Source organism: Belliella marina (genome assembly GCF_042682445.1).
Lineage (GTDB): Bacteria > Bacteroidota > Bacteroidia > Cytophagales > Cyclobacteriaceae > Belliella > Belliella marina.
On sequence record NZ_JBHUHR010000048.1, the window covers coordinates 19,647 to 41,529 of the forward strand.

Consider the following 21,883-nt stretch of genomic DNA (forward strand, 5'->3'; position numbering starts at 1 on the left):
CTCAACCTCGATATTCTCCAAGGTCACATTCCCTGTATTGGTTACAGTGATTGCGTATTCCAATACATCGCCAACAGCGTTGTAGGAAGTTATGCTTGCATCACCGTTCACAGATACCAACTCCTTCAAGATGGTAAACGATGGTTCCTGGGTTGCTGGGGTTTCCTCTTCTCCATCAGTCGGATCTTCGGGATCTACAGGATCGCCATTAGGATCCTCTCCGTTGGCTGTTGCCACATTCAATACAGATCCGTTGTCCAAATCAGACTGGGTTACCGTATGGCTGGTAGTAAATGTCTCTATTCCAGATGGGGCAAGGGTTGTGATGGTTTCGGTTAAACCTGTCAAGGCATCTTCAACCTCGATATTGCTCAAAGTCACATTGCCAGTATTGGTCACAGTAATCGTGTATTCCAACACATCACCAACCGCATTGTATGATGTCAATCCTGCATCTGCGTTGATGGATGTCAGTGATTTGGTGATCGTGAAGGATGGTTCCTGGGTTGCGGGGGTTTCCTCTTCTCCGTCAGTCGGATCTTCTGGGTCAACAGGGTTGCCGTTTGGATCTTCGCCGTTGGCGGTCGCAACGTTCAATACAGATCCGTTGTCAAGATCGGACTGGGTTATCGTATGGCTGGTAGTGAATACTTCTGTTCCAGATGGAGCAAGTGTTGCAATTGTCTCGCTCAAGCCAGTCAGGGCATCTTCAACATCGATATTGCTCAAAGTTACATTCCCTGCATTGGTTACAGTGATTGCGTATTCCAATACATCGCCAACAGCGTTGTAGGAAGTTATGCTTGCATCACCGTTCACAGATACCAACTCCTTCAAGATCGTGAAGGATGGTTCCTGGGTTGCTGGGGTTTCTTCTTCTCCGTCAGTTGGATCTTCTGGATCAACAGGATCGCCGTTTGGATCTTCACCATTGGCTGTTGCCACGTTCAATACAGATCCGTTGTCCAAATCAGATTGGGTAATCGTATGCGTAGTCGGGAAGGTCTCTGTTCCAGCTGGGGCAAGGATTGCGATAGTTTCGTTCAAGCCGGTCAAGGCATCTTCAACATCTATATTCTCCAAGGTCACATTCCCCGTATTCGTTACCGTAATCGTGTATTCCAATACATCACCAACCGCATTGTATGATGTCAATCCTGCATCTCCGTTGATGGAAACAAGTTCTTTTAAGATGGTAAATGATGGTTCTTGTGGCAATGGTGTAATCGTACAGTCTGGACAATCTGGGTCCACACCTGGGTGGTCCGGATCGTTTGGATCTAACGGGCTTGGGTCTTCTGATTCACCTGTGACAACAATACCTGAGGGGTCTTCACCAGAAACAATTGCGATATTCCATACTCCGCCTGCATCAATATCTGCCTGAGTCAAGGAATAGATATAGGTAACTGTGCCTGACTCGCCTGGTTCCAAAACCCCAGGGATAACCTCAAGACCAGTAATGCTTAACTGGGCATCGTCAATCACAAGGTTTTCCAAAATAACATTTCCTGTGTTCTCGACATTAAATGAATACTCAATCTCATCGCCAACATCTGCCAAACCGCTGCCGTTTGCATCGCTATATACCCCTGTTTTGAATAATGTCAGTTCAGGATTACAAGGTGTAATATTTTTCCCACTACCATAACCTGTCATATAGGTTGTTCCAACTACCGACTGGCTTCCTATAATTGTATTTGGAGCTGCGCTATTCCAATTGATGGTATTAAATGTATTTCCATTGAACAATTCAAGGGGAAACAGCTCTCCTCCATCGGTTTTACTACCGTACATTGATATATTTCCAGAGGGACTGATCACCACCCTAATCAATGGTGCTGTAGCATCACCTGTCATTTGCCAAATAGGCAATGTGTTTGCCTCATATTGATCTCCATCAGCAAATCGCACATTAATCCCCGAAGTTCCAGAAGACTGGAACTCCAATTCTTCAGTAGCCAAATCAATCCCATTGACATTCAAGTTGAAAGAATTGTCCAATGTATAGATGTCAAATTGAAATCCATAATCTGTTGCAGGCTGATTAAAAGTAACATCTTGTCCATCAGACAATGAAAACTCTTCACCATCAACATCTTCGGCACATACATGGCCTACTTGAACAATAATATCAGCCAAGTTTGAAGTAAGACCGTCATTATCATTTACTGTATAAGTAATAACCGATATTCCAAGAAAGCCCAATTCTGGGGTAAAAGTTACATTTCCACTGGCATCCACCGTATAAGTCCCTACTCCAGGTACAATCATGGAAGTTTGCTGACCAGGTGTAGATGGATCCAAATCCACCGTACTGGGAACTATATTGCCATCACTATCGGTATCATTGTCAGTAATATTAAATGTTACAGGGGTGTCTAAGTCAGTAGTTGCTTCATCATTATTTGCAACTGGTGGAACACCCGCAACCGGTACCGTCGAAGCTTCTGCAAAATTATTGGTCTGATTAGGATCTACCGCATTACCCGCCTGAATACTTGCCGTATTTAAATAATCTCCCGTATCATTGACAATTACCTGAATTTCCAATGTTTCAACTGCACCAATATCCATATCACCAATATCCCACACCCCAGTCAATGGATCATAAGCTCCTTGTGAAGCACTTGCGGTAACATAAGTATAACCTGAAGGCAATAAGTCATCTACAGTTACTTCTGATACATCGTTTGCGTTTGGTCCATTGTTAGAAGCAGTCAACGTAAAAGTGACTACGCCTCCGAAAGCCGGAGTAGGATTATCAACTTCTTTGGTCAACGCCAAATCAGTTTCCTGTAATCCGATTATCTGATTCAACAGTACACCAGAATCATAACTTCCATCTCCAACATCCGCAATGGCCACTTTGAAACGGTAAACTCCTCCTGGGACTAAGCCGCCAATATCCTTGGTAATGGCAGTAGTGATTCCATTATATTCTATATGAACGGGGAATGGACCTGGTTGAGGCTGGGGATTCGCAGCCCCGGTATTCAAATGTCCATTGTTGATATAAAACTGGGTTTGGTCTAAATTTGTAGGAGTTGGAGGATTATCAGCTGAGGCTCCAAATACACCACCATTGACGGAATTCACGGCAATCACAGAATTATTGGAAGGCAAAAGCGCAAAGTTTTGAAAAGTTGCTCCATCACCTATCCCAGGTCCAGACACAAAAAAACCAAATACATCATTAAACCTACTCCCCACATAATCAGGATACTCTTCAGAGCCAAACTGAAAACTTATCCTGATCCCACTTACATTGGCATCCAATGTGATATCGAAGGAATAAGCCACAGTATTATAAGCTGCAGTCGGGTCTATGGCTAATAATTGGGGATCAGTACCTGTATTAGCAGGATTATTTGATCGAGCATTCGTAGAATTCCTGTTGTTTAAATCCTGCCCTGCATTCCCTGTTGAAAACAATACCCCCGCATCAATTCCAAAACTAGCCCCTGAAATACCATTTGAAAATGTAGCAATCTGTAGATTCCGCTGTCCATTCTCCAATGAAGGATTGGAAATCCCAATCCCTGCTCCAGTCAAAGCAGTGACTATATCCGTATCACTTGGACTCGTTGTGAAAGTTGATTGTCCTCTAGCGATGTTTCCCAATAAAAGAAAAAACATCCAAAACAATGAGGCTGAAAGAATTGGCCTATTTATGTATTTGTATCTCATCACTCTTCTGTTTTGAACCAAAGTTTAATTAATCCCGCTTCTTCTAAACTCTGAATCTGCTCGGCATCCAATGTTTGCTCCAAGCGTTTGTACAGGGCATTAAAAACCAATTGGGTACGGCCAGTAGAAGTATGTGGGACTTTCAAATATTCATACCTGTCAAAAAAAACACTGATCAACACTTCTTCCTGTTCGGGAGAAACGTTGATCAATTTTTTCACTTCCAATAAATCAGTCTTGGCCTTTCTAACAGACAGCGAATCCTGTTCTCTCTCAGCCTCACCAAGAAATTTCGATCTAGGAATAACTGGAAAAACAAATACTTCTGACACAGAATCTGATCCAGTAAGATTCGTACTTAATGCACTGTTTAATTCCTTTTCAGAAACTGAATCCATATCAATATTCCCTTTCCCAAACGAATTAAGTGGATTGAAGCATAACAAAAATATTAGTGAAACGAAATAGTAATGAAAGATGGATTTCCTTGAAAATTTGTATACTTTTCCCATATAGTCTTATTAAATTTATTGACAGATCTTTATTATTATATATTGTTATTAATTAACTATGAACCAGAATTTCAACATACTTTTACCAATATCAAATGGCACGAAACAACTATAGCAGTTGGGCTTTTGGAACCTTTGCAATAAAAGTCCATAAATGAATCCCAGCATTTAAAATAGCCTAATGCAGTACTTTTAAATCCAGAATTATAATGTGCTAGCGTATCGATATCCTATACAAGTTTTACGCAGGTCATCTTCGTAAAAGGTCTTTCCTAAATGAATTATAGTCATTCATTCAAGCGAAATTTTTAAAATTATTATCAGGAACAAATCCTCCCCACCAAGCTTAGTCCTACTCGTTATATTAAAGAACAAACATACTCTCAATAGTACTAGCTGACAAAGGGTGTAACTAAAGTAGTCTTGTCATATTCAGGAATACAGACAGTCAAAAACATACTACTTTTTATCTACTATAAATTTTTAAAAACCTGAATTACAACAACCTATATCAAAAACCTCTGAATAAAAATTAGAACAAAAAACTTAAGGGAAATCTTTAGACAATACCTATTCATTTAGTCGTTTTCATGGTGAGATATGGAACTAAATTATTTTAAAAACTTAACAATTCACTTCATTTTTTTTTGCTTAAGGGCATCCATATAAGTAGAAGGAATTTCTCCTGTAAACTGCTTGAATACCGTAGTAAATTTACTGTGTGATGAAAAGCCAGCTTCCTCAGCCAGATAGCTTATCTTATATTGAAGGTATTTGCCATCTTCTTCCATTTTATTCAAAATGAATTGTATGCGCAGTTCATTGATATAACTATTAAAGTCCTTACCCTTATGTTTGTTTATCACATAAGAGAGGTATTTGGTATTCGTCTTCATTCTCCCTGCCAATGCAGGGAGGGAAAGTCCTCTTTCTGTATATCTATGTTTTGCTTCAAAGACCCTTAGTTTCCCCAAAAGCATTTCCTCTGTCTCCTGAGGCATCATATCTTTTTCCTTGGAGTTCCCTTCTCCAATGTTTTCTTTTTGGAGCATGTTAGACTTCCCCAACAATACCAAATCTATTTCTTTCTCGGGCTCACCATTCTTAAGTTTGTTTTGGGCAGTCTTATCCAACTTCACGGCATCTTTCTTCAACATGTGCATTTTATAAGAATAACCTCCCAATATCATCAAACTTGCACATACTAAAATCCACCCTATAAATGGAATATTTGAGCTATGGTTATCATTATCAGGCTCCATCCTTAGGTGCCTAACCATAACCTCTGCCGTTGAACTGCTAGACTGTTTTTCCCTTACCAAAGCAGTATTCATTTTGGAACTGTAATTGGCAAACTGCTCAAGATCCCCTATTTCCCGAAAGTAGGTTGCCAATTGCTCATAGACTTCCATCTTGAGATTGTGAAAGTCAGAAGCATCTGCTATTTCCTCAGCTTGAACAAAAAATGGGAAAGCTGTTTCCAAATCACCCTTCAAAAGATTGATTCTTCCCATGCCGTTATAGATAAACCCCATTAACGCTGTCCCGTTCCCACCTGCCTTTTCAATATATCGGATTGCATTTTCATAATGAACGACAGCTAAATCAAGTTTCTCTACTTGAATATAATTTTTTCCCAACAACTCTTCATTTGTTGCAAGAAAAAAGAATTTCTTAGGGTCATCATCCAGTTGTTCAAAATCCCGTTCCGAGATGAGCAAAAAATCGATCGCTTCTCCAAATTCTTTTTCCAACATGGCATAATAGGCTTTTTCTTGATATGCCAGACCTGATAACCTATGCATTTCCTCAGGTAAAGTGAGATAATTACTTGCCTTCAACCCTTTTTCCAAATAGTTCTTGCCTTCACTGAGCATTCCAATATTTCTAAACTGGGTGGATAGGAAACCACAAATCCTAGCTTGCCAATCATACCATTCATTTTTGGCTGCCATTACTTCTGCTTCCATAGCATTTTGAAGAGCCTCTTCCCTATTTCCAACTTGAGACTGAAGGGATGCCACGAGCATTTTGACCCTCAATCTTTCCAAATCATCTACAGAAGCCAACAATAAAGAATCGGCTGATTGCAATGCCTTGGATACATCTCTGCCAGCCAGGTTAACCGATATTTGGTAGTAAGCACTATCAAAGCTATTCAGCCCCATACTTGCCAAAGGAAAGCAGAGTATGAACGTAAAGAAAAAAACAATTAGTCTTGTTATAGTTTCATTCCCAAAAAAAGAAACTACCTCTACACAACCCATTAACTTTATTAAAGACATTTCTTGGATTTATTATTGGGTTATCATAAAATAAAATTTCAGTTACCAAATTTATAAAAGAATAAAACATTCCATAGAATTTTTCACATTTCAATCAAAATACTCTAAATCAAATCATTAATATTTAAAACTCACCAGATCAAAAGTCGCAATAAGTGAATTTAATTTGGGATGTAGTATTAAGTTAGCTTGAATCTCAATCAAATGTAGTACTTTCAATGTGGTTTTCGGGACACATCCCATGGATTCAAGAATAAAACAAAGCTTTTATTCCTAATTGTTTTAAATTTGGAGAATGGATCAGGATAAAAAAGAAGAATCAAACCAAATCAACAATCCTTTGCATGGTGTCAGGTTGATTGACATGTTGGAATATCTGGTAAAAGAATATGGTTGGAATAGCCTTGGGGCAAAAATAAACATCAAAAGCTTCAACAACAATCCCTCTATAAATTCCAGCTTGAAATTTTTAAGAAAAACTGACTGGGCGAGAAAGAAAGTGGAAGACCTCTATATCCGAACCAAAGAAAGGGAGTAATATAGAGAATCTATGAAATGTGATATATACAACTTCTGGTTAAGCCATAAGGATGAGTTGCACGGTTATATCAGCAAACGGATACCGGACAGAAATGATGTCGATGATATATTGCAGGCAGTACTTATCAAAGTCACAAATTACTGTGAATCCAAAAATGATGTCATTCATATAAAGGCTTGGATGTACAAAATCACCCAAAATACCATCATAGATTTCCATAAAAAATCAATCAGGAATACAAATACAGAGATTGGGTATTCCAATCTCCAATATCATCCCGATTATGGCGAAAACGTATACTTCTGGTTGCACAAGTTCATAAATAGACTTCCTGACGAATTTTCTATTCCACTAAGGCTTTCGGATTTGAAAGGTCTACCCCAAAAAGATATTGCCAAACAACTCGGTTTGACTTTAGAAGCAACCAAGTCCAGAATCCAAAGAGCCCGAAAAAAGGTACGGTTAAAATTTGATGAATGTGGGGTTTTAGAGAAACCAGGAAATCATCCCCTGGAATTTACCATTACCAAACCCTGCTGTCTAGCAGAATAAAACACTGTGATGGACAAGTTCATAGCATTCAAAAAGGTTCTTTTCTGACTGAAAATGGCTACTCTTTGTTTGAGCCTTATCTAAAAACCAGAAAATATGCAACAATAGAATATTTTTTACGAACGCAACAGCCCCAAATATCTCCCTTTCAACCTGAACTCCCCTCAATGACAAGGCTTGCTAAACTCAAGAACTTCCACAATTGGCTTTTCCAATAAATTGCCATCTACTGACCTTGACCTAAAGACAAATCCTAAAACCGGAGCCCAATAAGTGGTTTGCTCAAAGGCAACCAATTCCAGCCTACTCCAATAGCTTTTCCCATCATTGCCTTCATATCTTGATTCATATATGGTGATCAAATCATTGGGATGTAAATATGGGTGGGGCGTACCCAACAAATGGGGGATTTGGAGATCTCCGCCAAGACTGTTGAAATGATAAATCAATCTGGTGTCAAAATCAACTCTGGTGACACCAATGGATTCTTTCCCCCTAGGGTCCATAGTTTTTTTGATGGTAAAATATTTTACATCTAGGGCAAGTGGATTTGGGTTTGTGGACAGCATTTCTTCGAAACTCACAAAATTATCTGAGACAGGAAATCGCCCATCGGTTTCAATAGGCTCTAAATAGATGGAATCAACCAACGCCACTTTGCCAGATCCAGATCCTTCGGCTTCCGTACCGAATGTGATATATGAGCCATCTTGTTGCGCTATTGTATAATGTATCATCTCATCTTCCCTACCCCATGCGGCATGATCAAAAAGCAAACGATTGCTACATGAATTAAGGTAAATCCAGATTTCTCCGGATTTACCTGTATGGTCTGAGTAGTCGTAGATCAACACCTGATCAAAAAACAGACCTTCTTCCTCAGTGTCATAGGTGGTGAGGTCTATGTCTTGGGCTTTGATAAACTGTATCGAAGCAAAACTTAAAGAAATAATCAAAAGTATATTTTTCATAACCTTTACTCTTTTAATATTATTGCTCAATAATTTCTATTGTAAAAACCACCATCGCACTAATATTAGAATATTTTTTAACATTTGCTGTATAATAAATCGGATTGGAATTCACTTCATTTGTTCCTACGATACGATTTATTTTTTTTTCATCTTCTGTTAATTTATTCAATTCATGTAAATAAACTTTTCTATTCATGTTCCCAAAAACAACATCTCCTGTACCTGCCTTATTGGTCAAGTGGGCATTTACTGAAATACCAAATCTTTGAGTATTCCCTTCAAGTGCAGCTCTAGGTACTTCAAATTCCCTTTTGTAATCCACTTGGACAATGTATGGATTGGTATTTCCACTATTTGCATCATTTCTCAGTTCTGCATCTTTAGCAAATTTGTAAAATCCAAAACCATTGTTTGACAAATTATTTTTTTTCTCAAAATAGTATCTTTTAAATCCTGATTCAATCGGTCTGGACTTTGGTATGTCAAATACTCGTTCAGAAAGGTTACCAATACTTTTTAAAGAAGTTGTAGATGATGATGTTTCTAAAGTGGCTTTAATATTACCAGTACCGTATAATGACCTATCCAATGAAGACCAAAATACTTGTACACCGTTTAAGGCAGATCTTGGCCAATAAAATGACCCACTGATATAAATAAACTTATAATCCACCCTTACTTTCACAGTAGGACTCAGTTTCTTACTCTCTCGATCTGCTTCAGCCTGACTGATTTTCACCATCTTATAACTTAATATAGGTGCTACCAGATATGTGGCATTGCTCCCAATGGCTATGCGACCATTAGCTGTGGTGTTTTTTTTGTTTTGCTCATAGATCGGATCGAACATCACGGTGACGTCATCTTCATTTGTCTCATATCCGAATAGGCGACCATCTTGGGAACCTATGCCATACGCATTTCCCAAGATCAACGCTTCTCCATAAGCCTTACTTCTGTCTTGGTTGTCAGGAAAATTCCGAACATTTACATAGAGATTTCTTTTGGTACCGTTTGCATCAGTCATTCCTTCGATGCGATAATATCCACCGATGTTCCTGGCGTGCATTTTTGGTTTTGGGGCGAGTGCCATTGCTACCCCCGCTTTTGGGGTACTTGTTGCCTGTTGGTACACAGGTTGCTGACCAGCTGAGAAACTACCTTTTTGCATGGAAGTTGCCACCTGCGCCTGATTCGCCTGTTGGTTGGTCAAAGTTTGGTTTTTGAAAATTGGACCTCCAAAATACCGTGCCCCTTTGGTGCTTTCATGCATAAACATGGTGGCATTGTCATTTGGTCTGACAAAAATCCTGAATTTTTGGTCTAGGGAAGCCCATTGGTTTTTATCATATTTAAGCGTGCCTGTCACTTCACCCTTTGTCAAAGTTCCTGTAAGCGTAGCTTTCATGTTTTCCTTCTTATGAATAACTTCACCAGATATCGTATTGCCATTTTGGACCAACCAATATTCAATATTAGTATCAACTTTTGTTTTGTCTCTGACTGTAGCTGCATTCCAAACTCCCGAAAAGTTTTGTGCTTGTACCATTCCCACCAATACCAGTAGGAAAAGCTTTATTAAAATATACTTTTTCATATCTCAATTTTTTGTTAATTAGTTAAGAGTAGTATAATCTCCCATTTCAAACCTCACATTGCTACCCACGGAAACTTGGATGTTGTTGAATTTGAGTTTTTGGGAAACCTTATCGGCATTGAACTGATATTTGCTTTTGTTAGCCAGATCTATCCTTGACTTGGCTTCCGTGAACCTTCCTAAACTCCCCTCTATAGCCTCCACCATTGTGAAATTCTTGGTAGTTCTGTTAAATCTTAAAATCAGAGCCCATCGGAGTGGAGATCCTGCATTATTGAGCACGGCATCTGCATCGACAATGATGTCATCATTGCTTCGAAAACTTACTTTCTTGATTGTCACCACTTCCCCTCTTTGCAATGGTATATTTCTTTTTGCTACCATATTCCTTAGCTCCTGTGGAGATACTGAACCCTGAATCTGGCCAGCTAGGTTGTATACCTCCATTTTGTCTGTATTTACATTACCTGATTGGTGAACCTTTGCTACCAATACTGCATCCGGAGAAATGCTAAATGATATCGGAGCGGATGCAGGATAATTGGTGATTTTTCTAAATTGGTTGCTGATGGCATTCGGGGGATCTCCCGACAGCTGTACATAGCCAAGTTCACCTTTGTTGTCCATTACCACATAGGTTTTTCCCTGAATATTTGAATTAGCATTTGCATTGATGAGTATATCAGAAAAGTTTGTTCGTGATCGTGCCCCTTCTGCTACTTGCAATTCTGATCCGCGAAGACTGGAAATCTGTTCTTTTGTAGCCATAGTGGGACTAGCATTTGAAGCATTCCCAATTGGGATCAGTTGGAATTGATGCAAGAAATATTTGTTTGCATTTGGGTATCTATCCTTTACTTCAATGATGCCATTATAGTCTTTAAAGCCCTGTTTTTTGACTTCAATCTCCCAATCTCCTTTTGGCAATAAAAAATCATAGACACTGTTTACCCCTTTTGTATGAAAGTGATAAATCCCATCTTTCTTGAATCTAACATCATAATTTTCATTGATGATCTTCCAGTCTTTGTCATGGGACCTTCCTGTGACACGGTAAAAACTTCGCAAAGCTGGCTTGGCCTTATTTGTCCTGTTTCCTGTCCAACTCTCCCATGCTACAGGTGTGTTCAAAGACCATTCTCCCGAAAACTTTTCAGTATTGTTTGGATCCAGCCGAAATTTGAAAACACCCTTTAACCTGGAATGGTAATTCTCAAAAGTGCCCGTTATCAACCGCTGTCCAGAGGCATCTATGCCGATACTTCCATAGATCACTCCGACATTGTCATAATCACCAAAAATTTGGTTGTCGACTTGGTGAAGCCTTAGGTCACCATAAGTGGTGCTCCAGGTCCCAGTCCAATTTTGGGCGGAGACATTGTTTGCCCCAAGTAAGAAGAGGCAAAACGAGAGTATTAATTTTATTTGTTTTTTCATCATTTTATGGTTTTTATTAGGCACAGCTGTCGCAGGTAATCGACAAAAAATATCGATACTTGGTGCTTCTGTTAAAATAAATTATGATTATCAGTATTTGTTGGGAAGCAAGTCAGGGAAATCGCTTACAACAATCTCAGAATTATGGAATCCCATTTTAGTTTGATCCTTTTGGTCTGTGAGGATACAAACCATGGTCACGCATTTGTTCTGTGAGGACAAAGAACTAGGTTGATCCTATTGGTCTGTGAAGACACAGACCAAGGTGAGGGTAAAGCTTGAAGATTTTGTGCAAAAAGCGATTTCCCTGGGTGGTGAGTTCCTAAAGTCTAGTTACACCTTTTACCATCCCTTTGATCTTTGCGACTTCTCCGGTAGCCATTTCTTTGAACACCCCATCATATTCAAGCTCCAAATCCCATTGCGGATAATGTTCTTTGGTGATTTGATCCAATTTGGATACTTCTTTCAATGATTTGACCTTTAGATTTGCTTGCTCAGCCAAATAGGTATATTGGACTTCATCTACTTTTACTTTTAATTCTATGAAAGAATTCTTTGAAAAAGGATCTTTATCAGGAGCTATTGGGGTGATATCTTTTCCCGTCCACCTGAAACAGAAGGTGGTAGACCCCTGTAATGGATCTATAAAGGAAATATCTGATTTGGTAAGAGTTTTACCAGCGTCCCAGGTAGAACCTATCCCTCCTTGGGAATAGGTAGGGGTAGTGAACTCTTTTCCTTTCAGGGGCCCACTTTCCATCTTGAAGTGGTAGTAGGATTCTGAATCGAGCTTTTTCTTGTCTATCCCCAATGATTTGGCAATTTCCTTTTTGGCTTTTTCTTCTGGGGAACTGGAGCATGCCAGGACACTGCTGAGGATGCCAATGCAAAATAAGTATTGAAAGAAGTGTCTCATATTGAAAATTTTAAATGGTGGTAAAAATAGAATTATGATTATCCGCTCCTTAGCCAGTAAGTAAATGAGTGAGCTAAAATATTGCGGATATAAACTATAGGAATATTGGGAATTTCAATTGTCAAATGATTGGTAATCTGTAGAGATGATCCGACCCTTAAATGGAAGCCAACTATCGGGTGAATCTACTTCTTCTGCATTTCCCATTTTCCCTTCAAACTCAAATTCAAAGGTAGTATCAGTCCAATTGAGCACTTTCAATTTCCCCTCCATGATATGGTAAGACCAGTGACGTTCATACTTCAATTGTCCAGGATCCCTGTCTGCATCCAGTCTTGCAAAAGCTATAAAGAACACATCTTGGATCTCTAAATATCCATGGAACAGCCCTGGAGAATTAAAGGTTAGTTCCTTAGGCCTACGGCTGTTGATATCTTTTCCTGCGAGAGTGATGGTGACATGCTGTCCTTGGTCATCCACGACGGTGAACAAAAGTTGGTTGGTATATTTTGAAAGGGAGGCATTCATCGAAATGTCACCATCAAAAACTGTCTGCCCATCAATCTCAAGGAAAGCTGTGTTTGCTAGTTTGGGAATGCTGCTGGCAACATCTTCTGACTGGGATACAGCCTTATTAGTGCAATTGATACTGACCAAAAGCATAAGGATCAATAATGAAATGGAGATTGGTTTCATGTCATCAACTATCAAAAGGCCATACCGTTTTTGTATTCTCTCATCTCTATTACCTCATTGATGACACCAAGTTGGATAACTTCTAGGGTTGAAACAGTTTTACTATTCTTGTCATAAGCCTTCATTTCCATCATGAACCCTTGTAAATTATCTGGTAAAGGTTTTTGGTTTTTACCGTATGAACTGATAGACTTTGCCATAGCAGATTGGTCAAAAGGAACTTCAGGTGCCATCCAAAACTCCCCTTTCATCTGATCATCATCCATGGTGTATTTGGTGGCTTTATAACCAAGTATAGTCTTGGTTTCGTTGGTTTTGATCATTTCGGGAATATTGTCGTTATCTTCCTCTTCTGAATTTGCCCCGAAACTCCCCATCAACTTTGTTGACATTGCATGGAAACTTTTTGCTTTTGGGTCGATGGTCACCATCACATCACTGTCTATATCATAAATGATCAGCATGCCACTATTTTCCATCCCGAAGTACCCTTCCTTGGCATTGTACTTCCAAACTTGGGTCATGGGCTTTCCTTTGTCCATGGCCATCTTCATGGTCACCTGAAAGTCAAAGCTATATTGATTGGGAGCTTTGTATTCAGAGCTACCCCCCAACAATGCTGAAATATCCATCCCCCCTTCACCTGACAACATTTCTCCAAGAGCATTTTTATCCTGCTTTTTTTCTTGTTTTCCCTTTACCGACTCAGCAGATTCATTCAAGGCCTTCTGTCCAAGTTTATCGGTCAGTTTTTTCATGATTTGGCTTTCACTATTGCTTATCAAAAAAAACAGGCAGCAGGACGTCAAAACAATTTTGTACTTTATTGAGCTTTTCATCTTTTTGAATTTTGATTGTTATCTCTTAGTATTCAAATATTTGAAAAAGTAAACATTGTCCTTAAAAATTCATTTAAAAGAAAAAGGCTATTGGTACAAATTTGTATACCAATAGCCTTTGAACAAAATCAATTGAAAGAAATGCTGCCATTTATCGGAATAGGGTCACCTCCTGGCTCAAGAAACTTCACAAACTGGCCGGAAAATGAAAAATCACCTGTGACAAATCCTGTTGTGGCACTGAGTGCAGTCGCTTTGAGATTTGTGGCAGACACCGTACCTTGGATACTTCCATATCTACCTTCCGGGTTCTCACCCAGCGTATCGATGATCACAAAACTCCCATATTCCTCGTCATCGTCCTTGATAGGCAATGCTTGGTTTCCATCCATCATTACCGTCATGACGACAATCAAATCTCCATCTGTAAATGAAAGGCCAATCGTACGGATAGTACCAGATCCAAAATCTGAATCAACATAAGAAGCTGAAACTTCCCCATCTGGGATGATCCCATCATACCTTTCTGTGGGGAAATTTACTTCGTAGGTGTTTGGCTTTTCTAAAGTAGGGGCATCAGAACATGCCCCCAAATAGATAAATAGCCCAAAAATTAGTGAAAGGTAGGTTAACTTTTTCATCAAAGGTTGAATTTAAGGCCCGCAGCGATCACCAATCTATCAAAATCACCAAGGATGTATTTGATTTCACCAAATGGCAGAAAACTCATTCCAACATCAAAATTGGCACCTGCACCAATATTGAGACCAATTTTCCCAGTAGAGCTGGAGAAATTCCCTACCCCAGGGATATCTGACTTGATGCCGATATTGGTATAGTTCAGTCCTCCAATCCCATAAAATTCAATCTTGTCGTCATCTAGGAACATGTAATTCAGATTCCCGTTCAATTCCCAGGCTGATTGTTTGAAGAATCCCTGGTCTTTTGGGAAGTAAAAGGAAAAACTGGGAGAAATAACCATCTTTGGGGCTACAGGCAACTCTGCAATTGCCCCTATCCCAAGTGCATCTATATTGGATCCATAAATAAGCTGTCCTCCAATTCTTTTGCTGTCTTGGGCACTAACTGCTCCGACGAAACCCAATAATGTGATTGCTAGTAAAACAATGTTTTTTTTCATGACTCTGATATTTGATTTGTTTAAAATTATAATTATCACTATTTAACTTGAAATATATCTATTTTTATCTTAATTGATTACATTCACGAAATTTAAGATTCCAGAAATGTTCACTGTCTCACCACTAGATTTGTTTTTGAATGACCCCGAAAACTCCATCTTAAAATCCCTGAGTTCATAGCTTTTGTCTTGAATGATGGGATCCTGCATGGTAACAGATTTGAAATCTGACACTTCAGAAGTGACGTTCATCGACTCAAACACAGTGACATCCTCACCATTTACTGCAACCAGACGGATATAACCTCTATTGAATTCGCTTTCATCAGATTGAAAACCTTTCACTTGGTCCCCATCCCAGAAAATGTTAAACAAAGTAGTTGGTGTAAATGCCTCGTAAAAAGTGATGGTTGATAAAATAATTTCACTATTTTCACCAGATCGGAATCCTGTCGAAGCTTTTGCGAAACTCACGTTTTGGAACTTCTCCCCTGTCAGAGGCCCTGAATTCACCGTAAATTCATAAGAAGCAAGTCCTTCATCTACAATAGGCTCGTTGTCGCTTGACCCGCAGCTAATTATGAAAAAAAGGAGAAGAGAAAGGTATAAGTAATTTGTATTATGATTTTTCATGATTCAATTGGTTTGTTATTTTACTACAAATGAAAAAATCCCTGGTCTGATTTGCCCTTTGAAATCCAATGGTTTGGCTATCAATTTAACTTGATAGCTTCCCGAAGGAAGTTTTCCTGGAGTTTCTTTGATAGAAGATTTTGTCATTTCATTATAGCTGAGTAAAGAGATGAAATCAAAACCTTCTGTACCGATAATCATATCTCCTGGGATGTAGGGAATAGGGTTTCTACTAGCCTTTCCGACGAGTTTCCCATTGTAATATACCTCAGTGATAAAGTCAAAAAAGATGATCTCCCTCCCCTCTTTACTTTTGATGTTGTCACCTTGGAAGGAAAAAAGAATCGGATACTTTTCTTTTCTGAAATCGACAAATAGATCAATGAGATTGTCTGATTTCATTTCGATTTTCAATTCGGATGATTTCCCGATTGTGATTGCTCCTTTCACGGTTTGGGCCTGTGCTGATAGCCCAAAGACCGTCAGGGCAATTGCGAATGTCAATAGCACTTTTTTCATGGTTTTTTGTTTTGTGTTGATGTATAAATTTATTTTTGTGATTATCTAGTTTATAGGCAAACAGTCCCCATTTTGGTTGCAAGCTTTTTTGCAAGTTCTAGACTTAAGGATTCCTCCACATTTCCATAGGGACCTACCTGTGCAGTTAGGATCAGATGCACGTTTCCGATGACTGTATGAAGCTTGGAGGATTTGAGGTTGTATACTGTATAGTCATTGATTTCCTTGATTTCTACATATTCATTTCGATAGATGTCCGATCCCGATTTTTGATTTGCATTTTTCCTCTTTTCAATCCCGTTTGCACCTGTTTCCAATAGCTCTCCTCCGAGGATTTCGTTGAGTCTCTCTATTTCTTCCTTTGTCTGGTTTCTATACACCGATTTTACATACTGTGCAACCAGATTTTTGACTGCTTGATGTTGGCCAGTCTGTTTGAGTTTGAGGTCTTCTATAGTTTCCATATCAATAAAACCTACAGCGTGCAGCAATCCATTTTCCATCCAATTGAATCCATAGTAATGGGCGCTTTCGATATGGTTGGGATGAATCTGCTGGTTGTTTGCCAGGTCTTCGATCAGGAATTCTGTAAAAAACCTACCTTTATCATCTTGTGTAAATCCATAAAAGCAGTCACTCTTTATCGAATTGGCATAGCCATCATATTGCTTGAACTTACGAGATTCACAAGACATGGCCAGGTTGCAAAAGACCAAAACATACAAATGGACTTTCTTCATATAATTCAAATTGACGATCAGTATCCGAGCAGCTACCTCCTTGGTTTGCTTTACTTTATAGCACAATCGATAGGCACTTTGAATGAATCCAAGATTTTTACCTATTATTTTAAGCTTAGTCGATTTTTATTTGGGAAAGTAAACATCTCGTAAAACTTTTATTACTATGTTTACTTTATTGCCACTTTTAAGACTAACAGATGATGGATAATAATTTATTGGAGCGTTTGTCATTTGGAGACAAAATAGCCCTCGAAGAGATCTACAGGAAATACAGGGACCCCTTTATCCAGTTTGCAATGAAATACCACAGCGATAGAAACCAAGTTTGCGATCTCTATCAGGATGTGATCATTGCATTGTATGAAAAATCGATAAAGCAAAAGCTTCAGCTTTCCAGTGGAAGTTTGAAGACCTATCTGTTTAGCATGGGAAAGTTTATGCTTTTCACCCGATTGAAAAAAAATGCTACCACAGACTATATCGACAGTGAAAAAGACCGAGATCTATTCGAAAGTTTGGTGGAGAGCTATGAGTTTATAGACGAAAAAGACCCCCAGATAATCCTGTTGGAAAGAACCATTGATACCTTGGGAAAAAAATGCCAAGAACTGTTGAGGCTCTTTTACTATGAAGAAAAAAAAATCTCGGAAATACAGGAAATCCTATCCTACAACCACACCGATGTAGTAAAAAGTCAGAAATCCCGGTGTCTTAAATCCCTTAGAGAGTCCATAGAACTTAAGCTTAACAACAGATGAGTACCCAATCAGAACTTATAGATAAATATTTTGAAGGCAGTCTTTCCGAATCGGAAAAGAGCACCTTCGATAATCTGATGGAGTCAGATCCGGATTTCCGGGAAACTGTCACGTTTCAGATGAAGACAAAACTGGCTTTCCAAAACAAAGAAAGAAAATCTCTCAAAGGATTTTTGGAACAAATAGAAGGTGACATCCGGCAATCAGATAATCACCCAAAAACAATACGCTTCTGGCCATATATGGCAGCAGCAATCATGGTTTTGTTTTTGACAATAACCTATTTTGTCAAAAAAGCTTCAAATCCGGATGATGTTGCTTATTCCCAGGATTTTTATGCTTATTACGAAGCTTACCCCAATGTGGTCAAACCAATCACCAGGGGGGAATCAATCGACCCCGAGGAGTTGGAAAAAGCGGCATTTATAGCTTATGAAAGCCGTGATTTCAGACAGGCTGACAGCCTTTTCTCCTTATTGATGAGCCAACAGAATGAGTACATTCTTTTCTATAAAGGAATAACCAAAATTGAGTTGGAGCAATATGACAGTGCCAACTTGCTTTTCGAAAACTACCTGTACTCTGAAGGCATGCAGTTCAGGGACCAAGCAAAATGGTACCTGGCCTTGAGTCATTTGGTAAAGGGTGATTCCATCAAAGGAAAAGAGGAACTGGTGAAGCTTAGAAAAAGTAGTGGTTATAAAATGGAAGAAGTAGAAAGGCTTTTGCTGAACCTGGAATAACAACCTTTTTGGTATCCTGATCAAAACACTACACGATTGAATTTGAAACAAAACCATATGGGCAATGCCCAAAACGAACATTTTAGATAATTAACAAAAAGGAAGTTTGGCCAACAATCCCAAAACCATGAATTCAACATCTATCCGGTTAGTAATATCAACTTTCTTGTTTTTTCTTGTTTCCCATACCTTTGCCCAAGAAAAATCACAAGACAGCACTACATTCAATTACAATAAATCTAAACTTGACACTATAAAATCACAAAGCAAGTCAAATCCCCAGAGTGAAATCCAGAACAGAAAGCAACTGAAGGAATTGGAGGCATTCTTCAAAAGCAGTGGCAATTATGAGGAATACTTGGAATGCTTATCACTTCTATCATCCTCATTCCATCAGGAAGCCAATTCAGACAGCTCCCTACACTATCTGAAAAAAGGGATCGTAGATGTTATCAGACCAAAGAAAACTTCCCATACAGAGTTGATCAATATTTTTTATAATCGTTACGCATCATTCCTGAACGATGCTGGCCAATATAAAAATAGCAAAGACATCTACGAAGAACAATTGGATCATCTTAGAAAAAATGACACATTGGGATTGGCAAGGGCTTACAACAATTTTGCGGTCCTACTCAATAACATGAAAGAAAATGAACAATCCCTCCGCTATTATGATAGTTGTCTGACAGTATTGAAAAGGACAGGCCTCGATACGGCAAGCCAATTGGCAAAAGTCGCCTATCAAAACCAAGCGATGCCCAAAATGAATATGGGACAGTTTCAGGAAGCATTGGAGAGCCTTCGTAAGTGTGAGATAAATTTAGTCAATTTGAATATGCAAGACAATCCCGGAGAAGTCATCTTGACCTCCTTGTATTATGCATATGTGTACTGTTACAAAAACGAATTCCCCGAAGATCTTGAAAATGCATACGGATACGCAAGAAAGGGATATGAAATGCTCTACTCCATCAATAAGGATCATTTTTACATGACCTATTTTTACCTAATTATGGGGGACATAGAGGAAAAAAAGGGGGATTTGGACCAAAGCCTGGCTTACTTTAAACAAGCGGTAGACTTGAAAGCCAAGCTCCATGGCGAAACAAATGACGACATGCCATCCATGCTTACCATACTGGGGAGAGTAAGTTCAAATATAGGCCAACAAGATTCAGCTGCTTATTATTTCAATAAAGTCCATCGATTCTACGACAATCCTGATCAAATCAAAACCTATGACTATATAGAATACCTTTTTGAAAATGCAGACTTCCTTTTGAAATTTGACCAAATCGATCAAGCCAAAAATAAACTATTCGAAGCTTTGAAGGCGTATATCCCCGCGTACACCTGGAAAAATGGCATTGCCGACAATCCCCCCTTAGAACTTATCCCTGACAACTACCAATCCGCATTCTTTTTCATCAAAAAAGCGGAAATCACAAAAAAAATAGCAGAACTAAACCAAGACACCGATTTGCTGGAGGCATCATTGGATGCTTATGTCATTGGGATTTTCTTGCTGAACAAAAGCAAAAATGCAATTTTCAACCTAAGGTCTAAATCCCAATATGGTCAACAGAAAAGTGTCTATTATACCGATGCCATCCAAATTGCATCAGCACTTTACCTTAAAACAAAGGATAAGCGCTTTTGGGAAAAAGCATTCCAATTGTCTGACTTGAACAAATCTTCCAATTTAAAACACCATTTAAATCAAAGGTCAAATGCTTCGAAAAGCTACATTCCACCGAAATTCCAAACCCAAGAACTAGAATTAAAAACCGAAATCAATTTTCTGGAACAACAGGCCTACAGAGACAGCTTCACAAAAGCCATCCAATCCAAATCCAATGACTCCACCCTTCAACTGATAATTAAAAAGAAGGAGGAAATGAACCAATTGCTTACAAAGTACAAAGCTGATTTCCCCAATTATTATGACATGCAGTATGGAGGTTTGGATTTTCTGAATAAAGGCGCTTTCGACAATGATCAGACAAAGTCATTGAGAGCATCAAAAAAACTTATTGTCCAGTACCATGATTTTGGGGATGGGATTTTGTTGGCATATCTAAAAGGACAAAAAGAGGGACTCATCAAAATAAAAAAAGATCGTCTATTCGATGATAATCTAAACCAGTTTATAAGAGATTCAAAAAATCCGAATTCGGAAGACTATCAGGCTTCTGCCTATTACCTATACCAGAAACTTATAGAACCTGTACTCAAAGTGGCATCAGCAGAACAGATCGTCATCATACCTGACGGTGAACTTAACCATATCAATTTTGAGGTTTTGATAGTTAACCCTATTGAAGAAAAAACCGATTACAAGAAATTCAATTACCTGATGAAGAATCACACCATCACTTACCATTACGCCAGTTCCTTGATCAAATTCAACAAAAGCCATTTAAGTAAAAAACAGATTGATTTCATGGGATTTGCACCCTATCAACAAGCAGATGAGCCATTTCTTATTACCCAATCAGAAAGAAGCAGTTACATTGACTTGGCATCCTACACACCATTGCCTTATAGTGATCGGGAAGTTACAGAAATCAGCAAGAAATTTTCCGGAAAAGGATTTTTTGGAAAAGAAGCTAAAGAAAGCTATCTGAAAAAGGAGGGTACGCAATCCAATATCCTACATTTTGCCACCCATAGCTATATTGATCAGGACAACCCTATTTTCTCCAGTTTGCTACTATCTGCAGATGAGAACGATGATGGCATCCTTTACACCCATGAGCTTTTTGAAATGAATTTCAAAGCTGATCTGGTCACTTTATCTGCATGCAATTCTGGTTTTGGCGAGATTCAAAAAGGTGAAGGTTCCATCAGTTTGGCGAGAGGCTTTATGTATGCCAATGTACCAAACGTATTAATGAGTCTTTGGGCAGTATCTGACCAATCTACCAGTAAATTGATGACGTTGTTTTATGACAAAATTTACGATGGAGAAAGCTACAGTGATGCTATTAGAAACGCAAAATTGGATTTCTTAATTCAAGCTGACGAAAATACTGCACATCCATATTACTGGGCGGGATTTGTCTATCTGGGTGATGTAGAGAGCGACGAACCAAACTCCCTTTACTATTTCCTGATTGCAGCATTATCATTGATTACGGTTTACTATGTCTCCAGAAAGATAAAAGCCAGTAGATCATAAAATCAACCTGAAATCCATGTTGATGGTAGTAACCTGAGTTCGACTATTCTCACTTTGTCAACCTGCCTGCCGGCAGGCAGGAACGGTTTTAAATGGTGAGAACTACGAAAAGAAGGTGCG

The 21,883-nt window shown here is 38.9% G+C and carries 19 protein-coding genes; 5 read left to right on the forward strand and 14 right to left on the reverse strand.

Annotated features, from left to right (window positions below; translation table 11 throughout):
- From ACFSKL_RS21310 to ACFSKL_RS21320, 3 genes are all read right to left on the reverse strand, one after another.
- On the reverse strand, positions 1-3,690 hold a 3,690-nt coding region (locus tag ACFSKL_RS21310), incomplete at its 3' end, for a DUF7507 domain-containing protein (RefSeq protein ID WP_376889167.1).
- Positions 3,690-4,088, reverse strand: a complete 399-nt coding sequence (locus tag ACFSKL_RS21315) for a hypothetical protein (RefSeq protein ID WP_376889170.1) — start codon at positions 4,086-4,088, stop codon at positions 3,690-3,692. The genes ACFSKL_RS21310 and ACFSKL_RS21315, both read right to left, overlap by 1 nt.
- Positions 4,089-4,834: 746 nt before the next feature.
- Positions 4,835-6,487, reverse strand: a complete 1,653-nt coding sequence (locus ACFSKL_RS21320) for a helix-turn-helix domain-containing protein (RefSeq protein WP_376889172.1) — start codon at positions 6,485-6,487, stop codon at positions 4,835-4,837.
- Positions 6,488-6,782: 295 nt separating this feature from the next.
- On the opposite strand from ACFSKL_RS21320, the gene ACFSKL_RS21325 reads away from it, so the two are divergent.
- Positions 6,783-7,025 carry a VF530 family protein gene (locus tag ACFSKL_RS21325; protein ID WP_376889173.1) on the forward strand — a complete coding sequence of 81 codons (243 nt, stop codon included), beginning with the start codon at positions 6,783-6,785 and terminating at the stop codon, positions 7,023-7,025.
- A gap of 12 nt (positions 7,026-7,037) precedes the next feature.
- Positions 7,038-7,580, forward strand: coding sequence for a sigma-70 family RNA polymerase sigma factor (locus tag ACFSKL_RS21330; RefSeq protein ID WP_376889175.1), 543 nt, complete (start codon positions 7,038-7,040; stop codon positions 7,578-7,580).
- 164 nt (positions 7,581-7,744) lie between these two features.
- Here ACFSKL_RS21330 and ACFSKL_RS21335 read toward each other — a convergent pair whose 3' ends face one another.
- The 11 genes from ACFSKL_RS21335 to ACFSKL_RS21385 all read right to left on the reverse strand — a co-directional run bounded on the left by ACFSKL_RS21335 (position 7,745) and on the right by ACFSKL_RS21385 (position 17,075).
- Positions 7,745-8,551 carry a hypothetical protein gene (locus tag ACFSKL_RS21335; protein WP_376889176.1) on the reverse strand — a complete coding sequence of 269 codons (807 nt, stop codon included), beginning with the start codon at positions 8,549-8,551 and terminating at the stop codon, positions 7,745-7,747.
- A 19-nt stretch (positions 8,552-8,570) separates the two neighbouring features.
- Positions 8,571-10,151: a hypothetical protein gene (locus ACFSKL_RS21340; RefSeq protein ID WP_376889178.1), complete on the reverse strand. Its 1,581-nt coding sequence runs from the start codon at positions 10,149-10,151 to the stop codon at positions 8,571-8,573.
- A gap of 18 nt (positions 10,152-10,169) precedes the next feature.
- Complete coding sequence (locus ACFSKL_RS21345; RefSeq protein ID WP_376889179.1) at positions 10,170-11,591, reverse strand: hypothetical protein; 1,422 nt, start codon at positions 11,589-11,591, stop codon at positions 10,170-10,172.
- A 319-nt stretch (positions 11,592-11,910) separates the two neighbouring features.
- A complete protein-coding gene (locus tag ACFSKL_RS21350; protein ID WP_376889180.1) occupies positions 11,911-12,507 on the reverse strand; it encodes a hypothetical protein in 597 nt (198 codons plus the stop codon).
- 114 nt (positions 12,508-12,621) lie between these two features.
- Positions 12,622-13,203 carry a hypothetical protein gene (locus ACFSKL_RS21355; RefSeq protein ID WP_376889182.1) on the reverse strand — a complete coding sequence of 194 codons (582 nt, stop codon included), beginning with the start codon at positions 13,201-13,203 and terminating at the stop codon, positions 12,622-12,624.
- A gap of 11 nt (positions 13,204-13,214) precedes the next feature.
- Positions 13,215-13,961: a DUF4412 domain-containing protein gene (locus ACFSKL_RS21360; protein WP_376889183.1), complete on the reverse strand. Its 747-nt coding sequence runs from the start codon at positions 13,959-13,961 to the stop codon at positions 13,215-13,217.
- Between the two features lie 209 nt (positions 13,962-14,170).
- Positions 14,171-14,683, reverse strand: coding sequence for a hypothetical protein (locus tag ACFSKL_RS21365; protein WP_376889184.1), 513 nt, complete (start codon positions 14,681-14,683; stop codon positions 14,171-14,173).
- Positions 14,683-15,183, reverse strand: coding sequence for a hypothetical protein (locus tag ACFSKL_RS21370; protein ID WP_376889185.1), 501 nt, complete (start codon positions 15,181-15,183; stop codon positions 14,683-14,685). Before ACFSKL_RS21370 ends, ACFSKL_RS21365 begins: the two co-directional genes overlap by 1 nt.
- Before the next feature lie 69 nt (positions 15,184-15,252).
- On the reverse strand, positions 15,253-15,816 hold the full coding sequence (locus tag ACFSKL_RS21375; protein WP_376889187.1) for a hypothetical protein: 564 nt from the start codon (positions 15,814-15,816) through the stop codon (positions 15,253-15,255).
- A gap of 15 nt (positions 15,817-15,831) precedes the next feature.
- Positions 15,832-16,335, reverse strand: coding sequence for a hypothetical protein (locus tag ACFSKL_RS21380; protein ID WP_376889189.1), 504 nt, complete (start codon positions 16,333-16,335; stop codon positions 15,832-15,834).
- Positions 16,336-16,385: 50 nt separating this feature from the next.
- Complete coding sequence (locus ACFSKL_RS21385) at positions 16,386-17,075, reverse strand: hypothetical protein (RefSeq protein ID WP_376889191.1); 690 nt, start codon at positions 17,073-17,075, stop codon at positions 16,386-16,388.
- A gap of 200 nt (positions 17,076-17,275) precedes the next feature.
- On the opposite strand from ACFSKL_RS21385, the gene ACFSKL_RS21390 reads away from it, so the two are divergent.
- The 3 genes from ACFSKL_RS21390 (at position 17,276) to ACFSKL_RS21400 (ending at position 21,763) form a co-directional block, all read left to right on the forward strand.
- Positions 17,276-17,836, forward strand: coding sequence for an RNA polymerase sigma factor (locus ACFSKL_RS21390; RefSeq protein ID WP_376889193.1), 561 nt, complete (start codon positions 17,276-17,278; stop codon positions 17,834-17,836).
- Complete coding sequence (locus ACFSKL_RS21395) at positions 17,833-18,579, forward strand: hypothetical protein (protein WP_376889195.1); 747 nt, start codon at positions 17,833-17,835, stop codon at positions 18,577-18,579. Before ACFSKL_RS21390 ends, ACFSKL_RS21395 begins: the two co-directional genes overlap by 4 nt.
- Before the next feature lie 127 nt (positions 18,580-18,706).
- Positions 18,707-21,763: a CHAT domain-containing protein gene (locus tag ACFSKL_RS21400; protein ID WP_376889196.1), complete on the forward strand. Its 3,057-nt coding sequence runs from the start codon at positions 18,707-18,709 to the stop codon at positions 21,761-21,763.
- The last annotated feature ends 120 nt before the right edge of the window (positions 21,764-21,883 follow it).

Coding starts and splice junctions, on each gene's coding strand:
- ACFSKL_RS21350 (WP_376889180.1), bottom strand. CDS start 12,507: ATGAGACACTTCTTTCAATACTTATTTTGCATTGGCATCCTCAGCAGT.
- ACFSKL_RS21395 (WP_376889195.1), top strand. CDS start 17,833: ATGAGTACCCAATCAGAACTTATAGATAAATATTTTGAAGGCAGTCTT.
- ACFSKL_RS21385 (WP_376889191.1), bottom strand. CDS start 17,075: ATGAAGAAAGTCCATTTGTATGTTTTGGTCTTTTGCAACCTGGCCATG.
- ACFSKL_RS21400 (WP_376889196.1), top strand. CDS start 18,707: ATGAATTCAACATCTATCCGGTTAGTAATATCAACTTTCTTGTTTTTT.
- ACFSKL_RS21345 (WP_376889179.1), bottom strand. CDS start 11,591: ATGATGAAAAAACAAATAAAATTAATACTCTCGTTTTGCCTCTTCTTA.
- ACFSKL_RS21390 (WP_376889193.1), top strand. CDS start 17,276: ATGATGGATAATAATTTATTGGAGCGTTTGTCATTTGGAGACAAAATA.
- ACFSKL_RS21325 (WP_376889173.1), top strand. CDS start 6,783: ATGGATCAGGATAAAAAAGAAGAATCAAACCAAATCAACAATCCTTTG.
- ACFSKL_RS21355 (WP_376889182.1), bottom strand. CDS start 13,203: ATGAAACCAATCTCCATTTCATTATTGATCCTTATGCTTTTGGTCAGT.
- ACFSKL_RS21375 (WP_376889187.1), bottom strand. CDS start 15,816: ATGAAAAATCATAATACAAATTACTTATACCTTTCTCTTCTCCTTTTT.
- ACFSKL_RS21360 (WP_376889183.1), bottom strand. CDS start 13,961: ATGAAAAAACTGACCGATAAACTTGGACAGAAGGCCTTGAATGAATCT.
- ACFSKL_RS21335 (WP_376889176.1), bottom strand. CDS start 8,551: ATGAAAAATATACTTTTGATTATTTCTTTAAGTTTTGCTTCGATACAG.
- ACFSKL_RS21330 (WP_376889175.1), top strand. CDS start 7,038: ATGAAATGTGATATATACAACTTCTGGTTAAGCCATAAGGATGAGTTG.
- ACFSKL_RS21315 (WP_376889170.1), bottom strand. CDS start 4,088: ATGGATTCAGTTTCTGAAAAGGAATTAAACAGTGCATTAAGTACGAAT.
- ACFSKL_RS21370 (WP_376889185.1), bottom strand. CDS start 15,183: ATGAAAAAAAACATTGTTTTACTAGCAATCACATTATTGGGTTTCGTC.
- ACFSKL_RS21380 (WP_376889189.1), bottom strand. CDS start 16,335: ATGAAAAAAGTGCTATTGACATTCGCAATTGCCCTGACGGTCTTTGGG.
- ACFSKL_RS21365 (WP_376889184.1), bottom strand. CDS start 14,683: ATGAAAAAGTTAACCTACCTTTCACTAATTTTTGGGCTATTTATCTAT.
- ACFSKL_RS21340 (WP_376889178.1), bottom strand. CDS start 10,151: ATGAAAAAGTATATTTTAATAAAGCTTTTCCTACTGGTATTGGTGGGA.
- ACFSKL_RS21320 (WP_376889172.1), bottom strand. CDS start 6,487: ATGTCTTTAATAAAGTTAATGGGTTGTGTAGAGGTAGTTTCTTTTTTT.